The organism is Patescibacteria group bacterium, from assembly GCA_041650995.1.
Taxonomy (GTDB): domain Bacteria; phylum Patescibacteriota; class Patescibacteriia; order XYB2-FULL-38-15; family XYB2-FULL-38-15; genus JAHIRI01.
This window is the reverse complement of record JBAZJZ010000003.1, coordinates 72,417-95,246: the sequence shown is the minus strand read 5'-3', so window position 1 is coordinate 95,246 and position 22,830 is coordinate 72,417. Positions and strand designations below refer to the sequence as shown.

The following is a 22,830-nucleotide window of genomic DNA, read 5'->3' as shown; positions in this document are numbered from 1 at the left end:
GGGAGGGATGAAGATGAAGAACGTGACCATGATCGTGACCGCGTGCCTGTTCGTGACCGTGATGCTGGCCTCCTGCGGTCAGGAGATTCCGATCCCGGATCCCCTGCACACGTGCGAGGATTCGAACGACGATGAGGTGTGCGACGGGGACCAGGACGGGGACTCCGTCCCCTGGATGTACGACAACTGCATCCACTCCCCGAATCCCGACCAACTGGATACGGACGGCGACACGATCGGCGACGCCTGCGATGCCTGCTGCACCGAGCGCGGTCCGGCCGAAAACCGCGGCTGCCCGGTCACTCCGGCAGCGGATGCGGACGCGGACGCCGATGCGGACGCGGACGCGAGCAGCTGCGTGCCGGCCGACTGCAGTTTCGACTGCTGGTCGGACGACCACACGCTGACCGGCCTTTGCGCTGGCGACATGTGCGTGTGCATTCCGGCAAGCGACGGGGGAACGACCACCGGCTGCGTGCCGGCCGACTGCGCGAGGACGTGCTACGACCTCTTGCGCATCGACGGGTTCTGCGACGGCGATCGTTGCCGTTGTGGAACGACCCCCCCGGTACCGTACTGCGGCGACGGAACCTGCAACGGGACCGAGTCCTGCTCGTCCTGCCCGGCCGACTGTGGTTCCTGCTCGCCGATCTGCGGCGACGGAACCTGCAACGGGACCGAGTCCTGCTCGTCCTGCCCGGCCGACTGTGGTTCCTGCTCGCCGATCTGCGGCGACGGGATCTGCAACGGAAGCGAGACCTGCTCGAGCTGCGCCGGAGACTGCGGCACCTGCGGCACCACGACCCGCCACGTGATCATCACCTGGCGGCGAGTGAGCGGCGGCTTCTCGGGACCCCTCACCGCCTGCGGCGAATTCGTCGACGACGGCGACGAAGATCTCTTCTGGGGGTGCGGTGCGGCGGTCTCGAGCGACACGGTCGTCTACGACGACTGGCTCGATCCCTCCGACTGCGCCACCGGACCGGACGCCTACTGCGAGTTCAACGTGCATTTCCTCGGGTCGAACCGCGACGCCGTGGAGCAGTGCTCCGGAACGCCCTGCGAAACCGGCGCCTATGCGGTCACCGTGACCGTGGACGGTAGCGTTCGCAGCGTCGGTCTGAAACGCAACGGAGTTCCCGTCGGCGCGACGACCGGCGGCTACGGCGGGGGCAACTACTACTACTCGCTGTAGCGCCCTACCAACAACTTGCCTGTCCGATCCCTTGTTCTGACTTCGGTCGGAATAGCGGCGGGTAAGTCCAACCACTTCCAGTTTGTCGCCTAGGGCGGCGACGAACTGCTTCGACTAAGGCCAGCTTTCCTTCACCGGATCGCTGGCCTTCTTTTTTTATCTGTAGAAAAATAATTATTGCCTGAGCCTGTCGAAGGCATGCCCAGGCATAGTCAAAGTTCTATCCCTTCGACTTAGCTCAGGGAATAAAATTTTGACTCTCCCTAATAAAACACCCTGTTTTCGCTATAGAACTATTTACAAAATAAGTATAGATTTTCTACTTTAAAAATTTAAGTAATATTTTTAATTTAATCTCGTTTTAATATTAACTGGCCTAAAACCAGAGCAGTTTGTTATAGAACCTTGACAAACCGGATCTTTTGTTATAATCTATAATGTTGGTTCCTTAAACAACCCTTGCCGCAAGGCGAGGTTTCATATAGTTCTAGTTTATCCGTAAAACAACCGCCATCCAAGGAGGGAAACGAAGATGGCAACCGAAGGACACGGACGAGTAACCGGCGTTCACAACGTAATGACCGGCACGAAACTCGCCGACCGATGGCAGGTCCTCGATGTCCTGGGCGAGGGCGGAATGGGAGTCGTCTATCGCGGCTGGGACCTAAGACTCGGAGCCCCCATCGCGATCAAGGTGCTGAACCCATCCCTCCAAGGGAACCCGTCGATCGTCAAGCGGTTCGTGGAGGAAGTGGACACCCTGAAAAGGAGCGCCCACACGAATATCGCGACGATCCACGACTTTTCCGCGGAAAATGAAGCGGGCGTGGTTTACCTCGTCATGGAGTTCCTCGACGGCCCCATCCTGAAGACCGTCTTGGACGACTCTCCGGGACGACGGCTGCACCCCCAGAAAATCCTCAGAATCTTCACGCAGATCCTGGACGCCCTGGATGCAGTACACGAACGCGGCATCATCCACCGCGACCTAAAGCCGGAAAACGTCTTCGTTCTCCGGCTCGGCGGCGGCAAGCGCAACACAGACGTGGTGAAGCTGATCGACTTCGGCATTGCCAAATTCCGCGGTGGACCACCCGGAACGCGGCCCGGTCTTACCCTGGCCGGAACAGTTTTGGGGACGCCGTTCTACATGTCCCCAGAGCAATGCCGCGGCGAGGTCGACGTCGACCAGCGAACCGACATCTACGCCGTGGGCGTCATGCTCTACGAAGCGGCCACTGGTCGGTTGCCCTTCAACAAGCCGACCGGCGCGGAGATCATGACGGCGCACCTGAACGAATGTCCGGACGCGCCGTGCATGATCAACCCGGGAATCTCCCCAGAGTTGGAGATGGTGATTCTCCGGGCACTCGCGAAAAATCCGGAGGACCGCTTCCAAGATGCTGTGGAATTCAGTGAGGCGCTGGAAGCCGCGATTCCGGAAGACTCGCTGTTCTACCGCGACAGCAAAAGGCCATCGCCGGTGAACGGCATGGCCGCGATCACTCCCCCGCGTACCCCGACTCCGACAGTGCTCGAAGACGAGCAGCCGACCGCGGAGCATTCCGAGCCCTTTCCCGACCTTTCCAAAACTCCGACTCGCTTGCTTAGCCGCGAGCGGCCGGCAGCAGGGCTCGCACTGGCTCCCACCATCTCCTCGGTCGATCTGGAGACGCGGCGTTCGGCAGCAGGGCAGGCTCGCGAAGCTTTCGACAAAGCCGTGGTCTACCTGAAGCAGGCCGAGGTCTGGGTTCTCGCGCCCTCGCGTCGGGTAGCGGTGATCGCAACCGGCATCACTGCCCTCGTCCTCGTCAGCCTCCTCGTTCTCGCAGCGCTGCTGTCGGGCGACGGGAGCGCGCCGACCACTGGTGCCAAAGCCCAAGCCAGCGCCGAGGCAGAAATCGTCCTCGAAGAAGAGATTCCTTCTCCGAGGGGCGACCAGCCTGACGTCGTGGTTATCCAGATTCCCCTTCCTCTTCCCGCTCCTCCTACCCCGACCGACGTGGTCCAGGCGCCAGAGGAAGACGCGGGTGAAGATGTCACGGCAAACGGAGAAGCAGAAACCGCTGCTCCCGAACCGCCGACTCCCCCGTCCGGCTACTTTGAGCTAATCGAAACGGCAAAGCGCGCCAGAAACCGGCGCGTAGCTGTCCGGAAGCTCGAGGAGGCAACTCGCCTCTGGCCCGAAGGACCAGACGCCTGGGAAGCGCTGGGCGACGTTCTCTGTCTCGAGCGGGGACAAACCGATCGGGCAAGGAACGCTTTCACGCGGACACTTGAACTTCTTCCACCAAGCGCGCTCTCAAGGCGCGCTCTGGTGGAGGGCAAGCTCCGCGGCCTCCGGTGAGGCTTCGAGGGTAAACACAAAACGTGATCAAAAATCACGCTAGTGTTTGCCCTCTTTTTTTATCATGCTATCTCAACTTGACAAAAATTTTATTATATGGTTAGATAAAGGGTGCTCAAAATAGTGAGCCAGGGGAGGCAAGGGGCCTCTCTTTTCAAAGGAGAAAACCATGAAACTCGTAATCGTGGTGGCGATGATGGTGCTCTTCTCGGCTGGCAACGCGCTGGCCCAATACTCTTCGACGAACCAGCCCGCCGCCGAGGGATACATCGATCAGATGTCCCTCGAACGGTGCCGGACCGACCTCCGGCAGTGCCTCGAAGACATCGCCACAGCCGGGGCCGACAGCACGGCTCTTCTCGCGGCACTCGCCGAGCGGATGGGTTTCTCGTCAGTGGACGAGATGCTCGCCGCCGACTGCCGTTCCAGGCGGGGAACCTGGGACGGGAACCAGTGTCTCTGTGCCGAGCCGAACCACTGGTTCGGTTCGGACGAATCCTGCTGCGTGCCCAGCACGCGCAGGTACGAGCGGCAGATGCAGGAATGCCGGGATTCCGGCGGCAGCTTCAGCTGCCGCGGCGGATGTCGGTGCCCGCTCGGCACGCAGCTCATGGACGGCGAGTGCCGAGGCGAAGCCGCGACTCGCGAAGAGATCGACAGGTTGCGCAACCGCATCCCCCAACTCGAAAGCGAGTTGGGAAGGATCCAGGGCGAACTGGACGCGGCACACGCCCAAGGCGACGACCAGGCCGACCAGATCGCCGATCTGGAAAATCAGCTCGCTGCGGCCCGAGAGGCGCTCGAAGAGCTACGCGTTCTTCTGGCTCTGCGCGAACAGCAGTTGCGCGATGCCTTGGGAACCGTTGTTCCGCCCGCCTCCCCCCTTCCGGGAACCGCGGAAGCGATCGCAGAGGTCGCCGGAGGATCCGCGCCCAATCCGCTCGCACCGACGACTCCTCCGCCCGAAGAGGACGAGGAAGGCAATTGGTGCGAAGAGAACGGCTGGGCGTGCGCCGGGATCATCATCGGCGCACTGGCCGGAGTGGCCGGAGTCACCGTCGGGATCGTGGAGGCGACCCGCGACATCCAAGTAGTTCAGTAGTTCGAAAGTTCTCGAGTTCTCCCCCGCCCGAGGACTGGGCCGACGATCTTTGAGACATTCCGTCTCGGACGTCGGCCCTTTTTTTATCTGTCAAATACCCTTGACAAAACTTTAAAAATATGGTATATTTAATTGTTCTGAAATTGATGAAAAATCATTTCAAATAAAGTAAAACTGGGTCTTGGAGTAGTTTGGTTTGATGCCTGGGTTGCCTCCTCCTCAACCTCTTGGTTTTCAAATCAAACTACTCAAGGACCCAAAACATAGGTCCAAGCAACTCGGGATGGGTCCCGGGTTGAACGAGTTTGGAAAGGAAGGGAACGAAATGGGCGAGACGAGCAATCTGGATCCCAGGGCCGTCGGAGTCTGGGGCCTGAAGTCGGAATTCGTGGCCGCGCACGAAGATGAGGCCAAGAAGGCTGAGATCGAAGCGATGATCAAGGCCATCTTCGCCCCGCTCGTCGGCGGCGAAGACAAGATCGAGAACGTGGCGCTGCGGATCGATGGGAAAAAGAATCCCTACGCCAAGATTTGGTTCGCGGACGAGGTCAGCGCCACCATGGCGCTGGTCCTCAACGACGAGAAGGTGGAAGAGCTTACCGAGGGTGAGCTCCGAGTCCAGCTCGCCGAGAAGGCGCCCCCCAAGGGTGGCCGGAAGGCGGGAGTCGACCCCGAGAAGCTCGCGGCCGACGTGGCCACGAAGCTTTCGAGCGACAACAGCTTCATCGCGAAGGTCACTGGCAGGCCCGGCAAGGACGGCAAGTCGCCCGAACTGCCGTCGATCATCTCGGCGCTCACGGCCAATCCGACCTTCACGGCGGCGGCCAAGGGGCCGAAGGGAGATCCCGGCAAGGACGGCCAGAAGGGCGATCCGGGTCCCAAAGGTTCGGCGGGCGCCGATGGCGGGGTCGGTCCGCAGGGGCCGGCGGGACCCAAGGGAGACAAGGGTGACGCCGGCAGGCCCGCGCCGAAGGCGGCGTGGATCCTGAACGTCCTCCTTTCCCTCACGGCCCTCATCATCATCCTGGGACATGCCTTCTGCGGAAGCGACGGCGGACAGGGCCCGGCGGGCATCCAGGGACCGATCGGACCTCAGGGTCCGCAGGGCCCCGAAGGCGCAATGGGCGCTTCGCCCACGGCGACGGAAGTCGCGGCGGAGATCGTGACGGCTCTCAAGGCCGACGAGGAGTTCCTCTCGGCCGTGACGCCCGTCGTCGCACTGACCCCCGAAGCGGAGGCGCCGGCAGCGACCGAACCGCCGCCCGCCGCACCCGCGGCAACGGCGCCGCAGCCGAGAAGGCCCGGCGTCACAGTGGTCGAGGGTCGCGGCCTCGTCCGGCTTCGGCTGGATGAAGTCGCAGACAAGTTCCGCGACATCGATCGTCGGATCGATCAGCTCGAACGTGCGCGTCGCTAGACGCGCAAGGGCGAGCGGGGAAAGATGAAAATCTTTTTCCCGCTCGCCCTCTTTTTTTAATACTAAAACGGGCTACTTGCCCGTTTTACTTTTTTTATTTTAGAAAATTTATACTCCCAACTCTTTTCTTACTTTTTCATAATCATTTTTTGCCTTTTCAAATTCCTCTTCTACTGCAACCCTATTTCCACCTTTTAAAAATCCTAAAAATCTGCTTAAAAGACCATTATATTCTTTCAAATTTTTCTCTGCACGAACCAACCGATATTTAGCAAATTCCAATTTTGCTTTCTGCTCATCGGTTAAAACCGAAACTGAGGGCGATGCGGCAGTCGCTCCCTCAACTGGCTTGATCCCAGCCGCAGATAGACGTTCTTCCACGGCCTTTATTAAGCGGCCCGAAATCTGATCTATAAAAATTTTTACGCTCGGGTCCTTAATGACCATCTGCGCGGTTTGTAGAATTTGATCGGCCATAAGGGGGTTCCCCCTTGTTGACTGCGCTCGCTCGGAAATGAAAATATAATTTTCATTTCACTCGCTCGCTTGTCAATAAAAATTATAGTCCGTATTTTTTTCTTAACTCTCTTTCAACAACCTCTATTTTTACTCCAATTTGTTTACGCGCCATTTCTTCTTTCTCTCTCCTACTCCTTGTTTTATAAATCGGGCTCTTCTCCAGAAGATCTAGAAATTCGGCAAAAAGCCTTCTCCTTTCATCAGCTAAAGTTTGTTTGATTATTCGTTCCGCTTCTCTTCGCCTCTCACTCTCGGGTATTTTCGGTCTTTCCACAACTGGCGCGGGAGTTTTAACTTCTCTTTTCTCCGCGGGCTTTTTAGGTAGAATAATCTCGTCTCCCTCAAAAAATCCCACGTAAAAATCCCTCATTCCATAATTTTTCCGATCGCTTTCCGTCGACTCCTTTAAATTAATATAAAGTTCCCCGCCAGATTTAAAATTTTTCGGCACGTTTTTCACAATCACTTTCTTCCCGTCCGGAGCGTTTGTCCACCACCATCCTTCCGGAGACTGGCTGACGATTGCCCGAATCCGTCGGGACTCTGTTTCTAAAAATCTTTTTAACTCTGCTTTTGGTCCGGGCTTAAAATCCGGCGCTATTTTGGCCAATAAGTCTCCCAAAGTTACTGTCAATTTTTCTCCTCCAGATAATTTTATAAAGACACTTCCGCGAACCAACCTTCCTTGAGGTAGGCCGGAAAAGGTTTCTTTATCAAAAGTTCCTTTATTTAGGGCCACGAAAAAATTATGAGTTTCCGGCGTATAGCGAATTACTCCGTCACAACCAATGCTCGCCGCGGCCCACTGGCCCTCACCGCCAATTTTATTTTGCGTATCTACAATAAATCTTTTGCCGTCTTTAGTTAAAACTAACCAACCCTTGGCTGCCAGCTCGCGGACAGATTCCATTGTTCTTTTTATTATTTCCCGCCTCCCGGCTGTATGGTCAACAACCTCTCCTTTTTTCTTTTGATAAATCAAACCAAATCTTCTCAAATCTTTTTCATCTAAAATATCTGCGACATCCTTCCCGGATTCGGAAAAACGCAAAAGCGTATCAAAGGTCACAAAGCGAGATTTTAAAAATCCTATCATTCTTCTGTCGGAAGTTTGGAAATATTTTTCCATCTCCGGGAAGCTGAAGTTGTCCGAATGCGTTATCCATTCTACCACTTTCTCGTAATTTTTTTGCTCTTTTTCATTTTCAAATTTCAACAAGCCCAACTCTGTTAAAACTTTGTAAACACTTTTTGTAGCCGAAGTTCCGCGGTCAGAATATGGGCCGTGGTGGTCCAAAACCGTTGTTACTTCAACTTTTCTTTCGCCGGTTTTTGGATCAACGGTTTCTGCCGAATCCACAACTAATCCATCAGCATTTCCCGAGTCAATTGTTATCTGACCTTGTTTCTTTTCGCCAGCAGTAAGATAGCCAACATTTTTTATGTCCAATCCAGCTTTGCCTAAAAGGGCAATGGCACATTTGCCATCCAAATCGGAATATCTCTGCAAAACAACCTGTCCTTTTTCTCTGTCATAACCAGTTACTCCGTGAGTAAATAATTCCCGCATCGCCAAAAACTTCTTTGCCGCCTCTGTGATTGTCTCCTGTTCAGCCTTGGATCGGTCCCCGCCCAACTCTTGCACTTTTCTCTCAAAATCGGCGCGGCTTACCGTGTCTAGCAACACTCCCTTAAAAATTTCGATCTGGTCGTCCAACATTTCATCAAAAAACGTTTTTCCTTCTTCGGTTGGAATATTCTTAATCAGCTCTTCGCGAAAACCAAGACCCCTCATTAACATCTCTTCAATTTCTTCTCTGCTTAATTTATCTTTTTGTCCACGATCTCGGGTTTCCTTCTCTTTGATTTCGTCTAAAAGTTTTTGATAAGCTTCTTTTTCTTTTAATGAAAATGAAGAAAGAAAATACTGGACATCTTCATCGGATAATTCTCCAAGGGCGTATTCTCTTAAAATTTTTCTATACCATTCTTCTGTCGTTTGCTCTGCTTTTGTACCGGTCGGGACAACGATCCCCGACCTTCGTATTACCTCCACATTTTTTTTCTCATCAACCCATCTTCCTTCTTTCGGCGCTCTTATTCTTTGGGTTATGGTTCTCGTACGGGATGTTTCCGCCGGATCTCTTTTCAAATCTGCAATGTCTGCCTTCACCTCTCCCTCCCGGATAGCTTCAGCGAGTCTTTCATGGGCTTCGTATTCTTCCGGCGAAGGAAATCTTTCTAAAAAATCAACCAGGGCTTCCTTACTTAGAATTCCCTGGTCATACTTGGTTCGTAAATTAGAATATATCGCCGCTTCCCGGGCTTTTCCCCTTCTTCTTTTTTCCACCAATTCTTTGCCGCCCACCTCTGCCAACTCTTCTCTCCAGTCTTTCGCCTCTTTAGGTGATTTTTCTAGATTTTTTCTTTCTCGTCTGGCCGCTCGCCTCTTCGCCTCAAGATCACCTAAATTTCCAAATTCAAATGATTCGGCGGCGGACTTTTTGCGAGATTTAGCCATATCTTTTTAATTTAATGGCGGGTCCGAAGGGATTTGAACCCTCGATCTTCTCCGTGACAGGGAGACGTGTTAGACCGGACTACACCACGGACCCAAGATTTTTATTTATTAACCAATCTATATACGTTTTTCTCTTTTTCTTTTTTATTTCACTTTCACGTCTTTTGGCAATAATTGAACTATCTATCATTCGTAAAGCCCACATAATATCTTCCCTCTTTATTTTGTAACACCTAAACAAAATATTTCATACCCTCGATCTCCCCGCAGTACTGCGGGGCGTGTTAGACCGGACTACACCACGGACCCATCTTTATATAAAAAATCAAAAATAAAATACTCTTGATTTATATAACTTTACCAATAAAAATTTTATCTGTCAATGTCTTTTGGATATAAAAGTGACCCCGGCAATTGAGTTATTCACCCTTTTTGCAACGGGGTCTTGGTTTTAGTTGTTCTTGTCCCGCTTTCTGGCTAGGCCGCCCGCCTCGCCTTGGGATGGCGGTTGACGTACGACTCGCTCCGCCGGAAACGGCCGTGGTGCTCTTCCGTCATCTCGACCTTGCAGCCACGCTTCAGAGCGCGCCTCCTCTTCTCTTCCGCCTTCTCCTTCGAAAGGCGACGGTGCACCTTCAGGATATCCCCTGCAGAATCTCGCACGACCACTTTCCATCCCAATTGCGAATTCACCATTCCTTCCCTTCTCTCCTTTCTCACGGCTTCTTGGCCGCTTGACCCATCCCTCAGTATGAGCCAAAACAAAAACAGCAACCGATTTTCATCTTACCGTAATCTTCGGTTACTGTCAAGTCTTTCCTATTTATGTTTTAATTTTTTCTCTGTTTCTAAAATTCTTAAAGTTGTTTTTAAAACTGAGTCGGGATTTAGGGAAATACTATCAATTTTATTTTTTACCAAAAACTCAGCAAAGTCTGGAAAATCCGACGGCGCTTGACCGCAAATGCCAATTTTAACCTTACTTTTGTGCGCTACTTGAATTACTTGCCGGATTGCCCTTTTTACTGCCTCATTTCTTTCATCAAAAAGATGACTAACCAATTCCGAATCGCGATCAACACCCAAAATTAATTGCGTTAAATCATTTGAGCCTATGCTAAATCCATCAAAAACTTTAGCAAATTGATCGGCTAAAATAACATTAGAGGGTATTTCTACCATCATATAAATTTTTAATGGCTTTAATTTTGGAGATTTTCCCAAACCAGATTCCTTAATGAGAGAAACAACTCTTTTCCCGCCAGAAACGGTTCGACAAAAAGGAACCATTACAATAATATTATCTAATCCAAAAATCTTACGAACTTTTTTGATTGCCTCGCATTCCAGGGCAAAAGCTTTTTTATAATTTTTATCAAAATAACGCGTAGCGCCGCGCCAACCCATCATGGGGTTGGATTCCTTCGGCTCAAATTCCGCGCCGCCAACAAGACCGGCGTATTCATTAGATTTAAAATCGGAAAAACGAACAATGACCGGCTTCGGATAAAACGCCGCGGCGATACGGCCGACGCCCTCGGCCAATTTATCAACGAAAAATTTTGTTTTATTTTTATATCCGTAAGTTAATCTCTCAATTATTCTTTGATCTTTTAATTTTAAATTTTTAACTTTTAACAGCGCAAGCGGATGTATCTTGATATAATTGGAAATAATAAATTCTTCGCGAGCCAAACCAACTCCGTCGTTTGGGATAAAAGAAAAATCAAATGCCCTTTCAGGTTCGCCAACATTCATCATAATCTTTGTTTTTGGCCGCTTAATTTTTTCTAAATCAATTTTTTTAATCTTTACCGGTAAAAGACCTTGATAAATCTTTCCTTCTTCTCCCTCGGCGCAACTGACCGTGGCTCCCTGGCCATTTTTCAAAATCTCGCACGCCCGGACGGCGCCCACCACGCAAGGAACGCCGAGTTCGCGGGAAACAATCGCGGCGTGGCATGTCCGACCACCGGATTCGGTAATAATAGCGCTTGCCTTTTTCATAATCGGCACCCAATCCGGATCGGTCATTTGGGTAACGAGCACTTCGCCATCCTTAAATTTATCAATCTCTTTGATACTTCCTAAAATTTTAACCCAACCCTTACCGATTTTTGTGCCAATCGCCGTGCCAGTCAAAAGCACTTCACTTTTTCTTTCTAAATTATATTCTTCTAAAATTTTACCGTTTTTTTCCGCGTGGACAGTTTCCGGACGCGCCTGGACAATATATAATTTATTTTCTATTCCATCTTTAGCCCACTCTATATCCATTGGTTTTTTATAATGATGTTCAATAATTTCCGCCCAGCGGGCTAACTCCAAAACCTCATTATCGGTAAGCGCAAATTTTTCTCTTTCCCGGGCGCTAGTTTTCAAATTAATCGTGGACGCGCCGGCTTTCCCATAAATTAATTTTAATTCTTTCGCTCCTAAATTTTTACCGATTAACGGCAGAAAACCTTTCCGCAGGGTCGGTTTAAAAATATAATACTGATCGGGAATAATTCTTCCTTTTACAACATTTTCTCCAAGCCCAAGGCCGGCACTCACCAAAATCGCGTCTCTAAATCCAGTTTCTGTGTCCAAAGTAAAAATTACCCCCGCGGAAGCCAAATCCGAACGAACCATTCTTTGAACTCCAACAGAAATTGATATTTCCGCGTGATTAAATTTATGGCTAACAGAATAGGCTATGGCGCGGTCCGTATAAAGGGAGGCAAAACATTTTTTAACAACCTCTGGAAGATTTTTTCCATTTATATTTAAAAAACTTTCCAACTGGCCGGCAAATGAAGCCACAGGCAAATCCTCTGCCGTAGCCGAAGAACGAACTGCCACTCCCGAGCCGCCCCGCCCGGTTAATTTTTTATACGCGTGACTAATTTCGGAAACAAGAACACGGGGAAGTTTTCCCTTAATAATCAAATTTCTGATTTGATGTCCGGCAGCGAGAAGATTTTTAATACTTCCCGAATCGGCAGTAGAAAGCAAATCCTCAATTTTCTTTTCTAAATTATTAAATTCCAAAAACTGCCTAAAAGCATAGGCAGTTATGGCAAAACCATTTGGGATGGCAATCTTTTTTGATTCTAAATTTTGGTACATCTCGCCGAGCGACGCATTCTTTCCTCCGACCAATCCGATATCTTTAATATTTATCTCGTTAAACCAGAGAATTAATTTTTTATTTTTATTCATAAACTATAATTCTTTGATTTCGATCAAATTAATATTTCCCGAACGGCCGACTGGCTCTCCGGCGATGATGATAATTTTTTCTCCCCGAGCCACAAATTTATTTTTTTTAATATAGCCGATAGAACGATCAACTAATTCCTCAACCGAACGACAAGACGGAAGGACAAAAGGGATAACGCCCCAAGACAACGTTAACTGCCTTTGAACCCGAAGATTGTCGGTTGTGACAAGAATGGGCAGTTCCGGCCGATAACGGGCAACGATACGGCCTGCGTAACCAGAAAGAGATGCTGCTAAAATCGCTTTAGCCTCCACCGTTTTTGACAAAATTTTAGCCACCTGGCTCACGGCATCATCAATATTTTTTATCTTTTTCACTATTCCCGCCATCACCAAATCATCATAGATTGATTTTTCCGTTTCACTTACTATTTTTGCCATTGTTTCCACCGCGAGAAGCGGATAAAGGCCGCTTGCTGTTTCTCCGGAAAGCATTACTGCGTCGGTGTGATCAATCACGGCGTTAGCAACGTCTGAAACCTCGGCTCTTGTCGGCCGAGGTTTCCTAATCATGGAATCGAGCATCTGCGTGGCAACGATCACGGGCTTGGCCACGGCCAAACATTTATCAATAATTTTTTTCTGCCAAAGCGGAACATCTTCGGCTGGGGTTTCAATACCCAAATCACCTCGAGCAATCATAATTCCGTCCACCGCCTCCAAAATCTCATCTAAATTTTTGACAGCTTCATGTTTCTCTATTTTAGCGATAATTTTAATTGGAGCGTTCTTGGGCAATTTTAATTTTTTTTCCAGAGAACGAGTTAAGTAACGTAAATCATAAATTTCCGAAGCACGAGAAACAAAAGAAAGGGCGACCCAATCAACACCTTCTTTAACTGCGAATAAAAGATCGTCTTTATCTTTTTCCGTAAGTGGAGGAAGACTGACTGACGAATCCGGTAAATTAATGCCTTTGTGCGAAGTCAAAATTCCGCCAACCACAACCTCGCAAAAAATATCACGACCTAAAATTTTTAAAACTTTCAATTCAAGCAAACCCTCGTCCAGAAGAATTCTGTTGCCCGAAGATAAATCTTTATGTAAATTTGCGTAAGTTACTGGAATTTTATTTTTTGCATTTTTTAAATTGGTCGTCAAGGTAATTTTCTCTTTGGGATTAAGTTTCACTCCCGCCGTCGGAAGTTCTCCAACCCTAATGCGCGGTCCCTGCAGGTCGGCGATAATGCCCACCGGCTGGCCTGATTCTTTGGAAATTTTTCTGATAATTTTTATAACTTTACCATGCCAAGCATGCGTGCCATGGGAAAAATTAAGTCTGGCAACATTCATGCCGGCCTTTATCATCTTTTTTAAGATAGCCGGCTTCTCCGAGACCGGACCAATGGTACAAACGATCTTTGTGCGTTTCAACATAAAAAATGAAGAAAAAATTAAACAACAAGATAATTATAACATAAATTTGACATACAAAAAAGCCGGGATTTAAACCCCGGCTTTTTATAAAAGTTACTTTTTAATATTCCATGCCCCCACCCATGCCGCCGTGATTATGCTCTTCTTTTTTTGTCGGCAAATCGGTCACAACCGCTTCAGTCGTTAAAAGCATGGCTGCGATGGAAGCCGCGTTTTGGAGCGCGGTACGCGTCACTTTGGTCGGATCAATGATGCCTGCCTCAATTAAATCTTCGTATTTATCAGTCACGACATTATATCCGTAATTTCCCGGTTGACGTTTTACTTCTTCAACCACCACATCTCCATTTTTGCCGGCGTTATTGGCGATCTGGCGAACCGGCTCAAGAAGAGCTCGACGTAAAATATCAACACCAATTTCTTCTTCACCTTCCACTTTGACACCATCCAACGTTTTGGAAGCACGCAACAAGGCTACGCCGCCGCCCACCACAATTCCTTCGGCCACCGCGGCCTTGGTCGCCGCAAGCGCGTCTTCAATCCGTAATTTCTTTTCTTTAATTTCCGTCTCTGTCGCGGCGCCAACTTTCAAAACCGCCACGCCGCCGGACAATTTCGCCAATCTTTCCTGTAATTTTTCTTTATCAAATTCCGATTCGATCGTTTCAATTTCTTTTTTAATCTGTCCGACACGGGCTTTTATTTTCTCTTCGTCTCCCTTGCCTTCAATAATAGTTGTGTTTTCTTTTGTAGCGACCACGCGTCTTGCCTGGCCAAGATCAGTAATTTCCGTATTTTCGATTTTCAAACCCAAATCTTCGGTAATAACTTTCCCGCCAGTCAAAGCAGCAATGTCCTCCAACATTTCTTTTCGGCGATCTCCGAATCCCGGAGCTTTAATGGCCAGCGTGCTGAAAGTTCCGCGAAGTTTATTAACAACAAGTGTCGCTAGGGCTTCACCATCAACTTCTTCGGCAATTATTACTAATTCTTTTCTGCCGCTCTGCGCCAACTTTTCGAGCAAGGGCAAAATATCGTTTAGGGCGGAAATTTTTTTGTCAGTAATTAAAATGTAAGGATCCTCATAAACCGCTTCCATTCTTTCAGCATTCGTAATCATATAAGAAGAAAGGAGACCGCGGTCAAACTGCATTCCTTCCACAATTTCTTTTTGCATGCCGAAAGTTTGCGATTCTTCTACGGTGATTACGCCCTCTGGTCCGACTTCTTCCATGGCTTCGGCAATTACCCGGCCGATCTCTGGATCGTTCGCGGAAATTGAGGCGACTTGCTGCCGCTCTTCTTTGGTGGAGATGTCCTGCCTCATTCTTTGCAATTCTTCCACAATTGCTTTTACGCCCTTTTCGATGCCTGATTTAATTAAAATCGGATTGGATCCGGCGGCAACATTTTTTAAACCTTCGGCGACAATGGCTTGCGCCAAAACCGTGGCGGTCGTAGTCCCGTCTCCGGCTACATCATTAGTTTTTGAAGCAACTTCTTTCACAAGTTCCGCGCCGATATTTTCAAACTTGTCTTCCAGTTCAATTTCTTTGGCGATCGTCACGCCGTCATTTACAATTTGCGGCGTGCCAAAACCTTTATCCAAAACGACGTTTTTCCCACGCGGACCAAGAGTCACCTTTACGGCATCGGCCAATTTATCCACGCCTCGCTTCAGGGCCTGCCGCGCTTTTTCACTAAATAATATTTGTTTTGCCATAATATTTTAAATTTAATTTTATTTTTAAATAATCGCTAAAATATCCGACTCAGAAATAATCAAAAGTTCTTCGCCCTCAATTTTTATTTCATCAGGACTATATTTTTTAAACATCACTTTGTCGCCGACCTTAATAGACATTGGCGCAAGAGATCCATTATCAAGCACGCGACCTGGACCCACAGCCAAAACTTCACCCTTTTCGGCCTTTTCCTTTTCCACGGTTTCCGGCAAAACAATGCCTGATTTTGTGGTAATGTCTTCGGCAATTGGTCTAATAATTACCCGATCACCCAATGGTTTGATGTTCATATTTTCCTTTAATTTAATATTAATTTTAGAGATAAAAATCAGACTTAATTGTCTGTTTTATCATAGTATTTTATGTTATATCTTATGATCTGTCAAGCGGGTTGTCAAGATCCTTTTGTATTGACCCCAAAGCCAACCAAAATAGCATTACTCCGAAATAAAGTGTCCAAAGGTAATGGTCAAAAAAACCAATTATTAAAAAAATAATTGGTAATTGGTAATTGGTAATTGGTAATTTTTTTATAACGAAAAAGATCAAAACCAACCATAAAATAAACCCGATAATCCCAAGCTCTGCCAATCCAAGCAAATAAATATTATGAACCGGTTGGTAGTCCCAAGATTGTAAATTCGGGTTAATCTCATTATGCACGGCCAAGGTATAGTTGCCAAGACCTACGCCAAAAACCGGATGACTTTTTATTAATTGCCACGCTTCACCAAAATAACTTAATCTTTCCGTGGTTGATTTTATTTCCAATCTTTCCGTACCGAGAATTCTCGTTTCCACCGGTTCCCAAAAAATCGCGAAAAAAATCACGGCGATTATTAAGAAAATCAAAGTAAATTTTAATAAATCAATTTTAAATTCCCTAGACTGCTTAAAAATAAAAAACAATAACCACGATAAAATTAAAACTACGGAAAAACTTAAAATTACACTTTTAGAAAATGTGGCAAAAAGTCCGAGAGATAAAATCGAAAAAATAACGGGTATAAAAATTTTTTTAACGCCGTAACCAATCTTCTGATAAAGTCTGAAAGAAAAAAACATCGCCGCGGCCAAAAATCCCGCCAGCATGTTTGGATGCGGAAGCGCGCCATAAGCGCGAAGCCAACGGCGAACCGCTGTTTCCACGACGACTGTTCCGGGTACGGCCGGATTATGGAAAGCCATTCCGAGCCATTTGAAAGAAAATGTTGATTGCGATAAAAATTGCCAGAGACCAAGTCCGGCCTGGAGCACGGCGGAAAACACAAACGCCCACATCAATTTTGCGACGTCTAATTTAACGGTTCGCAAAATTAAAAATAATCCGGCTACTTCCGCGAGCCAATGCCAAACATAAAGTGATAAAATTTTTGAATCGGACCAAAGAAAAGAAATTAGTGACCAAACGACAAAAATACTTAAAATAAAATATTTTGTATTCAGTATTTTGTATTTAGTGTTTGCCTCTAAATTTAAATCTTCAACTGGAACTTTTAACTTTTCACTTTTAACTCTAAACTTTCTTATTACCCACCAAACCGCCGCCAGCATAAATATTGTCCACAATAAAATTTCCGTGGCATAAATACTTATTGTTCCATATTCCCAGTAGCCATTTAAGCTTCCTTCGCGGATAATTAACCTCGTCTGCCAAGGCAAGAGAAAAACAAAGAGATATAATCCATATTCTATAATTTTTTCCAAAATTTTCATAATAATTCAGCTATTTTTTCTTCCCACATTTTTTTATATTCTTCGCGTCGGTCGTTGGCGTGAAATTTCAAAATTTTATCAGTAATTACAACCCGGCTGTCGCGATTAGCCATTTCTTTTAAATTTTCCGGCAACATTTTAATTTGCAGCCAGCGGAAAAAATTTTCTCCCAGTCCGATTTTGGTCGGCCGATTTTCACTAACTTTATCCGTTCCTTCTCTTGAAAAAACATTCGGTAAAAATTTTTTAATCCAGTCGTTTACTCGCCAAAATCTATTATAAATTCCTCCGCAATCAAAAAGTGGAGCGATCTGCGCGATCCAATAGACTAAATAAATGTCCGGAATCCCCAGAGCTAATGATTCTAAATTCAAGGAATCTTCACTAACAAAAAAACTTAAACAAATTTTATCTTTATTATTTTTTTTACTCGGGCGCATGCCGAAAATCTGTAAAAATCCGGCTGCCCAAAAACGAGCTGTCCATATTTTACTTTTATCCGTAACAATAAAAAAATCTATGTCACTTTCTTCCCGAGCGTTTGTCCAAGCAAGGCTATTGCAAATCGCAATCATTTTTATTCCAGGAATAAATTTTAAAACTCCCGCGATTCGCTTGGCCCTCTTTAATTTTTTAAAAGCTAAAACATATCTCTCTTCGCGAGTTGTCAATAATCCTTCACGATTCTTTAAAAAATAAAATCCCCGGCTGTTTTGAACCAAGGATTTTAATAATTGACTATTTTCCAAAATTTTCCAAATTTCTCCAATGGTCGGTGAGTTTTCTTCTGCTTTTTCTAAATACAGCCACTTCCAAATTTCTGTAATCGTTAGTGGATAATCAAAAATATCAAAATAGGCAATGGTAGCCAAAATGGATTTTTCCAAATTATTTTGAACATTCTCCATTAATTTTTGAAATGCTTAAACGGCTTCCGAGCGCCGGCGCATTTTTCTCCGCTCTTTGGAGCACATTAACGCCGCCGAATTCTTTAACCGAAGCGTCGTCAACAATCATTTTTTCCTCATCTAAAAATATTACCTGGTTTCGGCTGATTATTATTTCGCTAACCTTTTCAGATAATAATTTGCTGATCAAATTTCTACTTTTAACAATATAACGCAAAACGGTTTGGGTATCACTTTCAATTTCAAAACTTCCAATCTTTCCCAAAAGCAAACCGCTTTTTGTTTGTACCGGCAAACCAATTAAATTTTTATGACTTATGGTCATAAATAACTTATCACCAAAATTATGGCATTATTTGTTGCTTATTATCAGACTTCTTATCTTTTTTAAAATAAAAATATTGTTGAAGAGCAGTCAAAAGCGTAGTAAGAAACCAATAAAAAGTAAGACCGCCAGGCAAGGTCGCCCCGATAAAAACAGTAATGGCTGGCATAAAATACAACATCTGTTTATTCATCATCGCTGTCATACTCTCATCTTTTGATCCCGGAACTTTTGGACTCGGTTTGGCCCTCGGCATCATTTTTGCCTGCCAGAACTGCGCCGCGCCAGCGAGGATTGCCAAAACTATATTTGATTTTGAAAGATCAAGAAATCCGAAAGAAACAGCATTGATATGACCTGGATTAGCCACGAAAGAATAAAGGTTTTCTAATCCCTGTGAGCTCAAACCGTGAATAAAAACTTGGTATACGGCGATTAAAAACGGCAACTGAATTAAAACTGGGAAACAAGACGACAGTGGATTAACCTTATGTTCCTTATAAAGAGCCATCATCGCCTTTGACATCTCTTCCTTTTGACCTTTGTATTTGACTTTTAATTCCTCCATCTTTGGCTGAAGTTCGGCAAGCGCTTTTTGAGCGCGAATCGCCTGCAGGGAAAACGGATAAAGAATTAATTTTATCAAAATTGTCAGAAGCACGATCGCTATGCCAATATCATGTCCAGGAATAACATTATAAAACCAAACTAATAAATTAAAAAGCGGCTGATAAAAAATTGTGTTAAAAAGTGCAATCACAAAATTTAAAATATTAAATAATTATAAGCGAAGTTTAAATTTATTATTTTGATTCTTCCTCTTTTTTTTCTTCTGAACTTTCTTTTGGCAAATCTTCTCCCGTCTCCGCTTTTTCTTCTCTCCCTTCTTCAGTTGCCGCTTCTCCGCCTCCGATGTTGATTTTCCAACCAGTTAACTTGGCGGCTAAACGAACATTTTGTCCACCGCGGCCAATCGCCAAAGAAAGCTGGTCCGCCTTGACCTCGACGAAAGCGGATTTTTCTTCCTCCTTAATTTCAATGTTGGAAATTTTAGCCGGAGAAAGGGCATTCGCGATAAGATCTTTTATATCATCGCTCCACTGGATAACATCTATTTTTTCGCCGTTTAATTCGTTTATGATTGTCTGAATACGCGTGCCTCTCTGTCCGATGCATGAGCCAATCGGATCAATATTTTCATCCTCGGTTGAAACCGCGACTTTAGATCTGGAGCCAGCCTCTCTTGCGATCGCTCTAATTTTTACCACGCCATTCGCGATTTCTGGAATTTCAAAAGTAAAAAGTTTATTGAGAATTTCCGGATGCGCGCGGGAAACAATAAGTTGCGGTCCTTTTGTCGTCATGGTTACCTCCCTCAAATAAAATTTCATACGCGAACCTGGCGCATATTTTTCTTTTTCGATTTGTTCATCAGGAGGTAAAAGGGCGGTCACGTGGCCAAGATCAACCAATACCATCTTGCCTTCGGTTCTTTGAATGACTCCCTGCAAAATCTCCCCCTCTTTACCTTTAAATTCATTATATAAAGTATCCCTCTCGGCTTCTCTTAATTTTTGGATAATTACCTGTTTCGCGGTCTGAGCAGCCATACGGCCAAACGCTCCCGGTACCTCAAGTTCGGTTTTAATAACTTCATCTAATTTCGCATCGGCTTTCAACGCCCGCGCTTCAGCAAGACTTAAATTTAATTTTGGATTAAATTTCAATTCTTCTTCGCCTTCAGTTTCCTCTGGCTTTTCTTCTCTTTCTTTTTTCTCTTCTGGCAGCCCCTCCTTAATTCTTTCTTCTCTTTCTTTTTTCTCTTCTTCATATTTGGCGGCGAGCTCATCGGTCGCCACAGTTTTTATATCAAAAACCCGAAAATCTCCGCTTTCTGAATTAAATTCAACTTTAATATTTTGATTTTTAGTACCAAAATCTTTGCGGTATGCCGCTGCGAGCGCCGCCTCGATAGTTTCGATAACTGATTCTGGTTTAATATTTTTTTCTTCGCAAATTTGCTTGATCGCCTGATAAATGGGTGAAGCCATAATTTCTAATATTTACTTTTACTTATTAAATAAACTAGTCCGGAAGGAACTAGTTACATTTTTATCATAACACATGATAATAAATAAATCAAGTGCTACCACCCCACAACGTCTTTTTCGTGGCGCAAATTTTTTAATCGGCCATCGCGCTCCATTTCTATACCAATCGCGTCAATCCGGTAATCTTTTTCATATAATTCGTGAGTTGCAAGATAACACTCCGCGGTCATGGCCAATTTATGCTGCTTCCGAGCGTCAATCGCTTCTTCCGGATAACCGAATTCTCTGCTCACCCTAGTTTTCACTTCAACAAAAACTATCATTTCACCTTCCTTTGCCACAATATCTATTTCTCCGCCGCGAGTCCGATAATTATTATCGAGAATTATATATCCTTGTTTTTTCAAAAAATCGCAAGCCAATTCTTCTCCCAATTTCCCCAAATCCTGACGATCGTGCGACATTATTTGTCTAGGCTAAATATTTAAGGTATTTTTGTTTTTTTTCTAATTCATCTTTTTCTTTCGGCATTTTTTTCACCGCGTAAAGAACAATAAAAACTGCCCAAACGACAAAACCGATAAACCATAACAAAAACCAAAAACGGCTGCCTAAAAGATAAATCTGTTCATAGCTAAAAAATAAAACAATAAAACCGAGTATGCCCATAGTAGAAAGCATCTTTTTCAATTTTCGAAAAAGCTTCGCTAGAGGCGGGTTTTGTTTTTTAACCTTTGCTGAAATACCGCAAACAATTGCCAGTACCAAAAATACGGCGAAACCGACTACTAAAATAACCATCGTCCGTTCGCTTAGGGCGGCCGGCCGAAGAGCAAACCAAAAATTTAAATCTAATAATCTCACAAAATTAATCATATTTATTTTTTATTTTATACTATTTGGAAAAAATTAATCCGTAATGATATGGCCCAGCCTTAAATTCTTTAACCTCAGTCAAACCACTAGCCCGCGCCAATTCTCTTACCGCATCTTTGTTAAGGCGACGATCTAACGGCGGACCAAGCGGCGCGGCCAAAAGCCCCCATTCTACTACCGCGATTTTTCCACCCTTCTTCGTAAGTCTTACCGCTTCCCGAAAAACCTCTTCTCTTTTTGGAATTTGAAAAAGCGTGTTGGCCAAAAGTACTAAATCAAGACTGCCCTCTTCAATGTCTGTTGCTCCGTAGATTTCAAGATTCGACCAAACAGTTTCAATGTTGCCCACCCCTTCAAGCCTTGCTCTGCTTTTTACTGCTTCGAGAACTGACTTTAAAAGATCCACGGCATAAACAGCCCCTTTTTCTCCGACGATTTTTGCCGCCGGAATAACAAAATGACCGGCCGCGCCACAACCCAAGTCAGCCATTTTGGCGCCAACTCCCAAACCAATCTGTTCAAAAATAACATACGGGTCAAGCAAAGCATTGCCACCGGAAATTTTTAAAACTTTTAATTCTTCGGGCATAAAAATTTAAAAAAATTAATTTATTGTTTTTTAAACTCAACGTTGCCCAAATAACGGACCGAAAATCGCGAAGAGCAAACCCTCAATCATACCAGTCATAATCATGAGCGAGATGATGATTGCCAAAATACCGATCAATTTGTAAAAAAGTCTTGTGCCGCCCTCAGCGCCAAGATGAATTTCTGCCCAATTAATTCGGCCGAAAAAAGACAGAAGCCATTCTGATTTGATGACCATTATTGAACCAATAACTGTCCCGATAACTCCAACTATAATTCTTGTTATCATAATTATTTACTAACAATGGGCGGCGAGGGATTCGAACCCCCGGCCTTCTCGGTGTAAACGAGACGCTCTAACCAGCTGAGCTAGCCGCCCCAAGGGCGGAATAAAAGAAAGTGAGGAATGCTCTTCCGCCAAACCGAATTCCTCAAATGCCCAGGAGAGGACTCGAAGAATTTCCCGAAGGCTTAACAGGGGGGAAATTCTCGCCACCTCGAGCACTATATAAATTTTGTAATCTCTAAAAAGAGATACAAAATTTATATGCCCAGGAGAGGACTCGAACCTCCAATCCCTTGCGGGAACATGCACCTCAAGCATGCGCGTATGCCAATTCCGCCACCTGGGCAAACCTATCGCCCAATTTATCACATCCCATGAATTTTGGCTATATCTTATTTTTCTTCCCAACTGATTGCCTGCACTGGACAATTTTCAATGGCCTTTTGAGTGCATTCCCTGTTTGCCTTGTAATCAACACCTTCCAAAACCACCGACTTTCCGTCATCAAGCTTAAAAACCGCTGGACAAAGCGATTCACAAAGTCCGCAGCCAATGCATAGATCTCTGTCTATTTTTGGTTTCATATTAAATAT

General features: G+C 46.0%; 21 protein-coding genes and 3 tRNA genes. 4 read left to right on the top strand and 20 right to left on the bottom strand.

What is annotated here, in order from left to right:
* The first annotated feature begins 7 nt into the window (after window positions 1-7).
* The 4 genes from WC445_04375 (at window position 8) to WC445_04360 (ending at window position 6,061) form a co-directional block, all read left to right on the top strand.
* On the top strand, window positions 8-1,195 hold the full coding sequence (locus WC445_04375) for a hypothetical protein (GenBank protein MFA5129160.1): 1,188 nt from the start codon (window positions 8-10) through the stop codon (window positions 1,193-1,195).
* A 532-nt stretch (window positions 1,196-1,727) separates the two neighbouring features.
* Window positions 1,728-3,542, top strand: a complete 1,815-nt coding sequence (locus WC445_04370) for a serine/threonine-protein kinase (protein MFA5129159.1) — start codon at window positions 1,728-1,730, stop codon at window positions 3,540-3,542.
* A gap of 169 nt (window positions 3,543-3,711) precedes the next feature.
* Window positions 3,712-4,644 (top strand): hypothetical protein, encoded by a 933-nt coding sequence (locus WC445_04365; GenBank protein ID MFA5129158.1) that lies wholly within the window; start codon window positions 3,712-3,714, stop codon window positions 4,642-4,644.
* 325 nt (window positions 4,645-4,969) lie between these two features.
* Entirely contained in the window at window positions 4,970-6,061 is a 1,092-nt protein-coding gene (locus WC445_04360) for a hypothetical protein (protein MFA5129157.1), read from the top strand.
* 108 nt (window positions 6,062-6,169) lie between these two features.
* Here the strand turns inward: WC445_04360 and WC445_04355 are convergent, their stop codons facing one another.
* From WC445_04355 to WC445_04260, 20 genes are all read right to left on the bottom strand, one after another.
* Entirely contained in the window at window positions 6,170-6,538 is a 369-nt protein-coding gene (locus tag WC445_04355; protein ID MFA5129156.1) for a hypothetical protein, read from the bottom strand.
* A gap of 82 nt (window positions 6,539-6,620) precedes the next feature.
* Window positions 6,621-9,101 (bottom strand): hypothetical protein, encoded by a 2,481-nt coding sequence (locus WC445_04350; GenBank protein MFA5129155.1) that lies wholly within the window; start codon window positions 9,099-9,101, stop codon window positions 6,621-6,623.
* Window positions 9,102-9,116: 15 nt separating this feature from the next.
* Window positions 9,117-9,195, bottom strand: a tRNA-Asp gene (locus tag WC445_04345).
* Between the two features lie 357 nt (window positions 9,196-9,552).
* Window positions 9,553-9,777 (bottom strand): hypothetical protein, encoded by a 225-nt coding sequence (locus WC445_04340; GenBank protein ID MFA5129154.1) that lies wholly within the window; start codon window positions 9,775-9,777, stop codon window positions 9,553-9,555.
* Between the two features lie 143 nt (window positions 9,778-9,920).
* Window positions 9,921-12,305 carry a phosphoenolpyruvate synthase gene (gene ppsA, locus WC445_04335; protein ID MFA5129153.1) on the bottom strand — a complete coding sequence of 795 codons (2,385 nt, stop codon included), beginning with the start codon at window positions 12,303-12,305 and terminating at the stop codon, window positions 9,921-9,923.
* Between the two features lie 3 nt (window positions 12,306-12,308).
* Window positions 12,309-13,742, bottom strand: a complete 1,434-nt coding sequence (gene pyk / locus WC445_04330) for a pyruvate kinase (GenBank protein ID MFA5129152.1) — start codon at window positions 13,740-13,742, stop codon at window positions 12,309-12,311.
* A gap of 100 nt (window positions 13,743-13,842) precedes the next feature.
* Window positions 13,843-15,465 carry a chaperonin GroEL gene (groL, locus tag WC445_04325; protein ID MFA5129151.1) on the bottom strand — a complete coding sequence of 541 codons (1,623 nt, stop codon included), beginning with the start codon at window positions 15,463-15,465 and terminating at the stop codon, window positions 13,843-13,845.
* Window positions 15,466-15,489: 24 nt separating this feature from the next.
* Window positions 15,490-15,777, bottom strand: coding sequence for a co-chaperone GroES (locus WC445_04320; protein MFA5129150.1), 288 nt, complete (start codon window positions 15,775-15,777; stop codon window positions 15,490-15,492).
* Window positions 15,778-15,859: 82 nt separating this feature from the next.
* Entirely contained in the window at window positions 15,860-17,203 is a 1,344-nt protein-coding gene (locus tag WC445_04315) for an O-antigen ligase family protein (GenBank protein MFA5129149.1), read from the bottom strand.
* Entirely contained in the window at window positions 17,200-18,090 is an 891-nt protein-coding gene (locus WC445_04310) for a hypothetical protein (GenBank protein MFA5129148.1), read from the bottom strand. The genes WC445_04315 and WC445_04310 overlap by 4 nt, the downstream gene beginning before the upstream one ends.
* 1 nt (window position 18,091) lies before the next feature.
* A complete protein-coding gene (locus tag WC445_04305; protein ID MFA5129147.1) occupies window positions 18,092-18,436 on the bottom strand; it encodes a hypothetical protein in 345 nt (114 codons plus the stop codon).
* Window positions 18,437-18,455: 19 nt separating this feature from the next.
* Window positions 18,456-19,196 (bottom strand): YidC/Oxa1 family membrane protein insertase, encoded by a 741-nt coding sequence (locus tag WC445_04300; protein ID MFA5129146.1) that lies wholly within the window; start codon window positions 19,194-19,196, stop codon window positions 18,456-18,458.
* Between the two features lie 43 nt (window positions 19,197-19,239).
* The gene (gene nusA, locus WC445_04295) at window positions 19,240-20,487 is read right to left on the bottom strand and encodes a transcription termination factor NusA (protein MFA5129145.1); all 1,248 of its coding nucleotides are present in this window, start codon (window positions 20,485-20,487) and stop codon (window positions 19,240-19,242) included.
* A 95-nt stretch (window positions 20,488-20,582) separates the two neighbouring features.
* Window positions 20,583-20,951: a YraN family protein gene (locus tag WC445_04290; GenBank protein ID MFA5129144.1), complete on the bottom strand. Its 369-nt coding sequence runs from the start codon at window positions 20,949-20,951 to the stop codon at window positions 20,583-20,585.
* Window positions 20,952-20,958: 7 nt separating this feature from the next.
* Complete coding sequence (locus WC445_04285) at window positions 20,959-21,363, bottom strand: hypothetical protein (protein ID MFA5129143.1); 405 nt, start codon at window positions 21,361-21,363, stop codon at window positions 20,959-20,961.
* 19 nt (window positions 21,364-21,382) lie between these two features.
* Window positions 21,383-21,952 carry a class I SAM-dependent methyltransferase gene (locus WC445_04280; GenBank protein MFA5129142.1) on the bottom strand — a complete coding sequence of 190 codons (570 nt, stop codon included), beginning with the start codon at window positions 21,950-21,952 and terminating at the stop codon, window positions 21,383-21,385.
* A gap of 36 nt (window positions 21,953-21,988) precedes the next feature.
* Window positions 21,989-22,240, bottom strand: a complete 252-nt coding sequence (locus WC445_04275; protein ID MFA5129141.1) for a hypothetical protein — start codon at window positions 22,238-22,240, stop codon at window positions 21,989-21,991.
* Window positions 22,241-22,256: 16 nt separating this feature from the next.
* Window positions 22,257-22,330 (bottom strand) — tRNA-Val (locus WC445_04270).
* Between the two features lie 169 nt (window positions 22,331-22,499).
* Window positions 22,500-22,583, bottom strand: a tRNA-Leu gene (locus tag WC445_04265).
* 46 nt (window positions 22,584-22,629) lie between these two features.
* Window positions 22,630-22,821, bottom strand: a complete 192-nt coding sequence (locus WC445_04260) for a ferredoxin (protein MFA5129140.1) — start codon at window positions 22,819-22,821, stop codon at window positions 22,630-22,632.
* Between the last annotated feature and the right edge of the window lie 9 nt (window positions 22,822-22,830).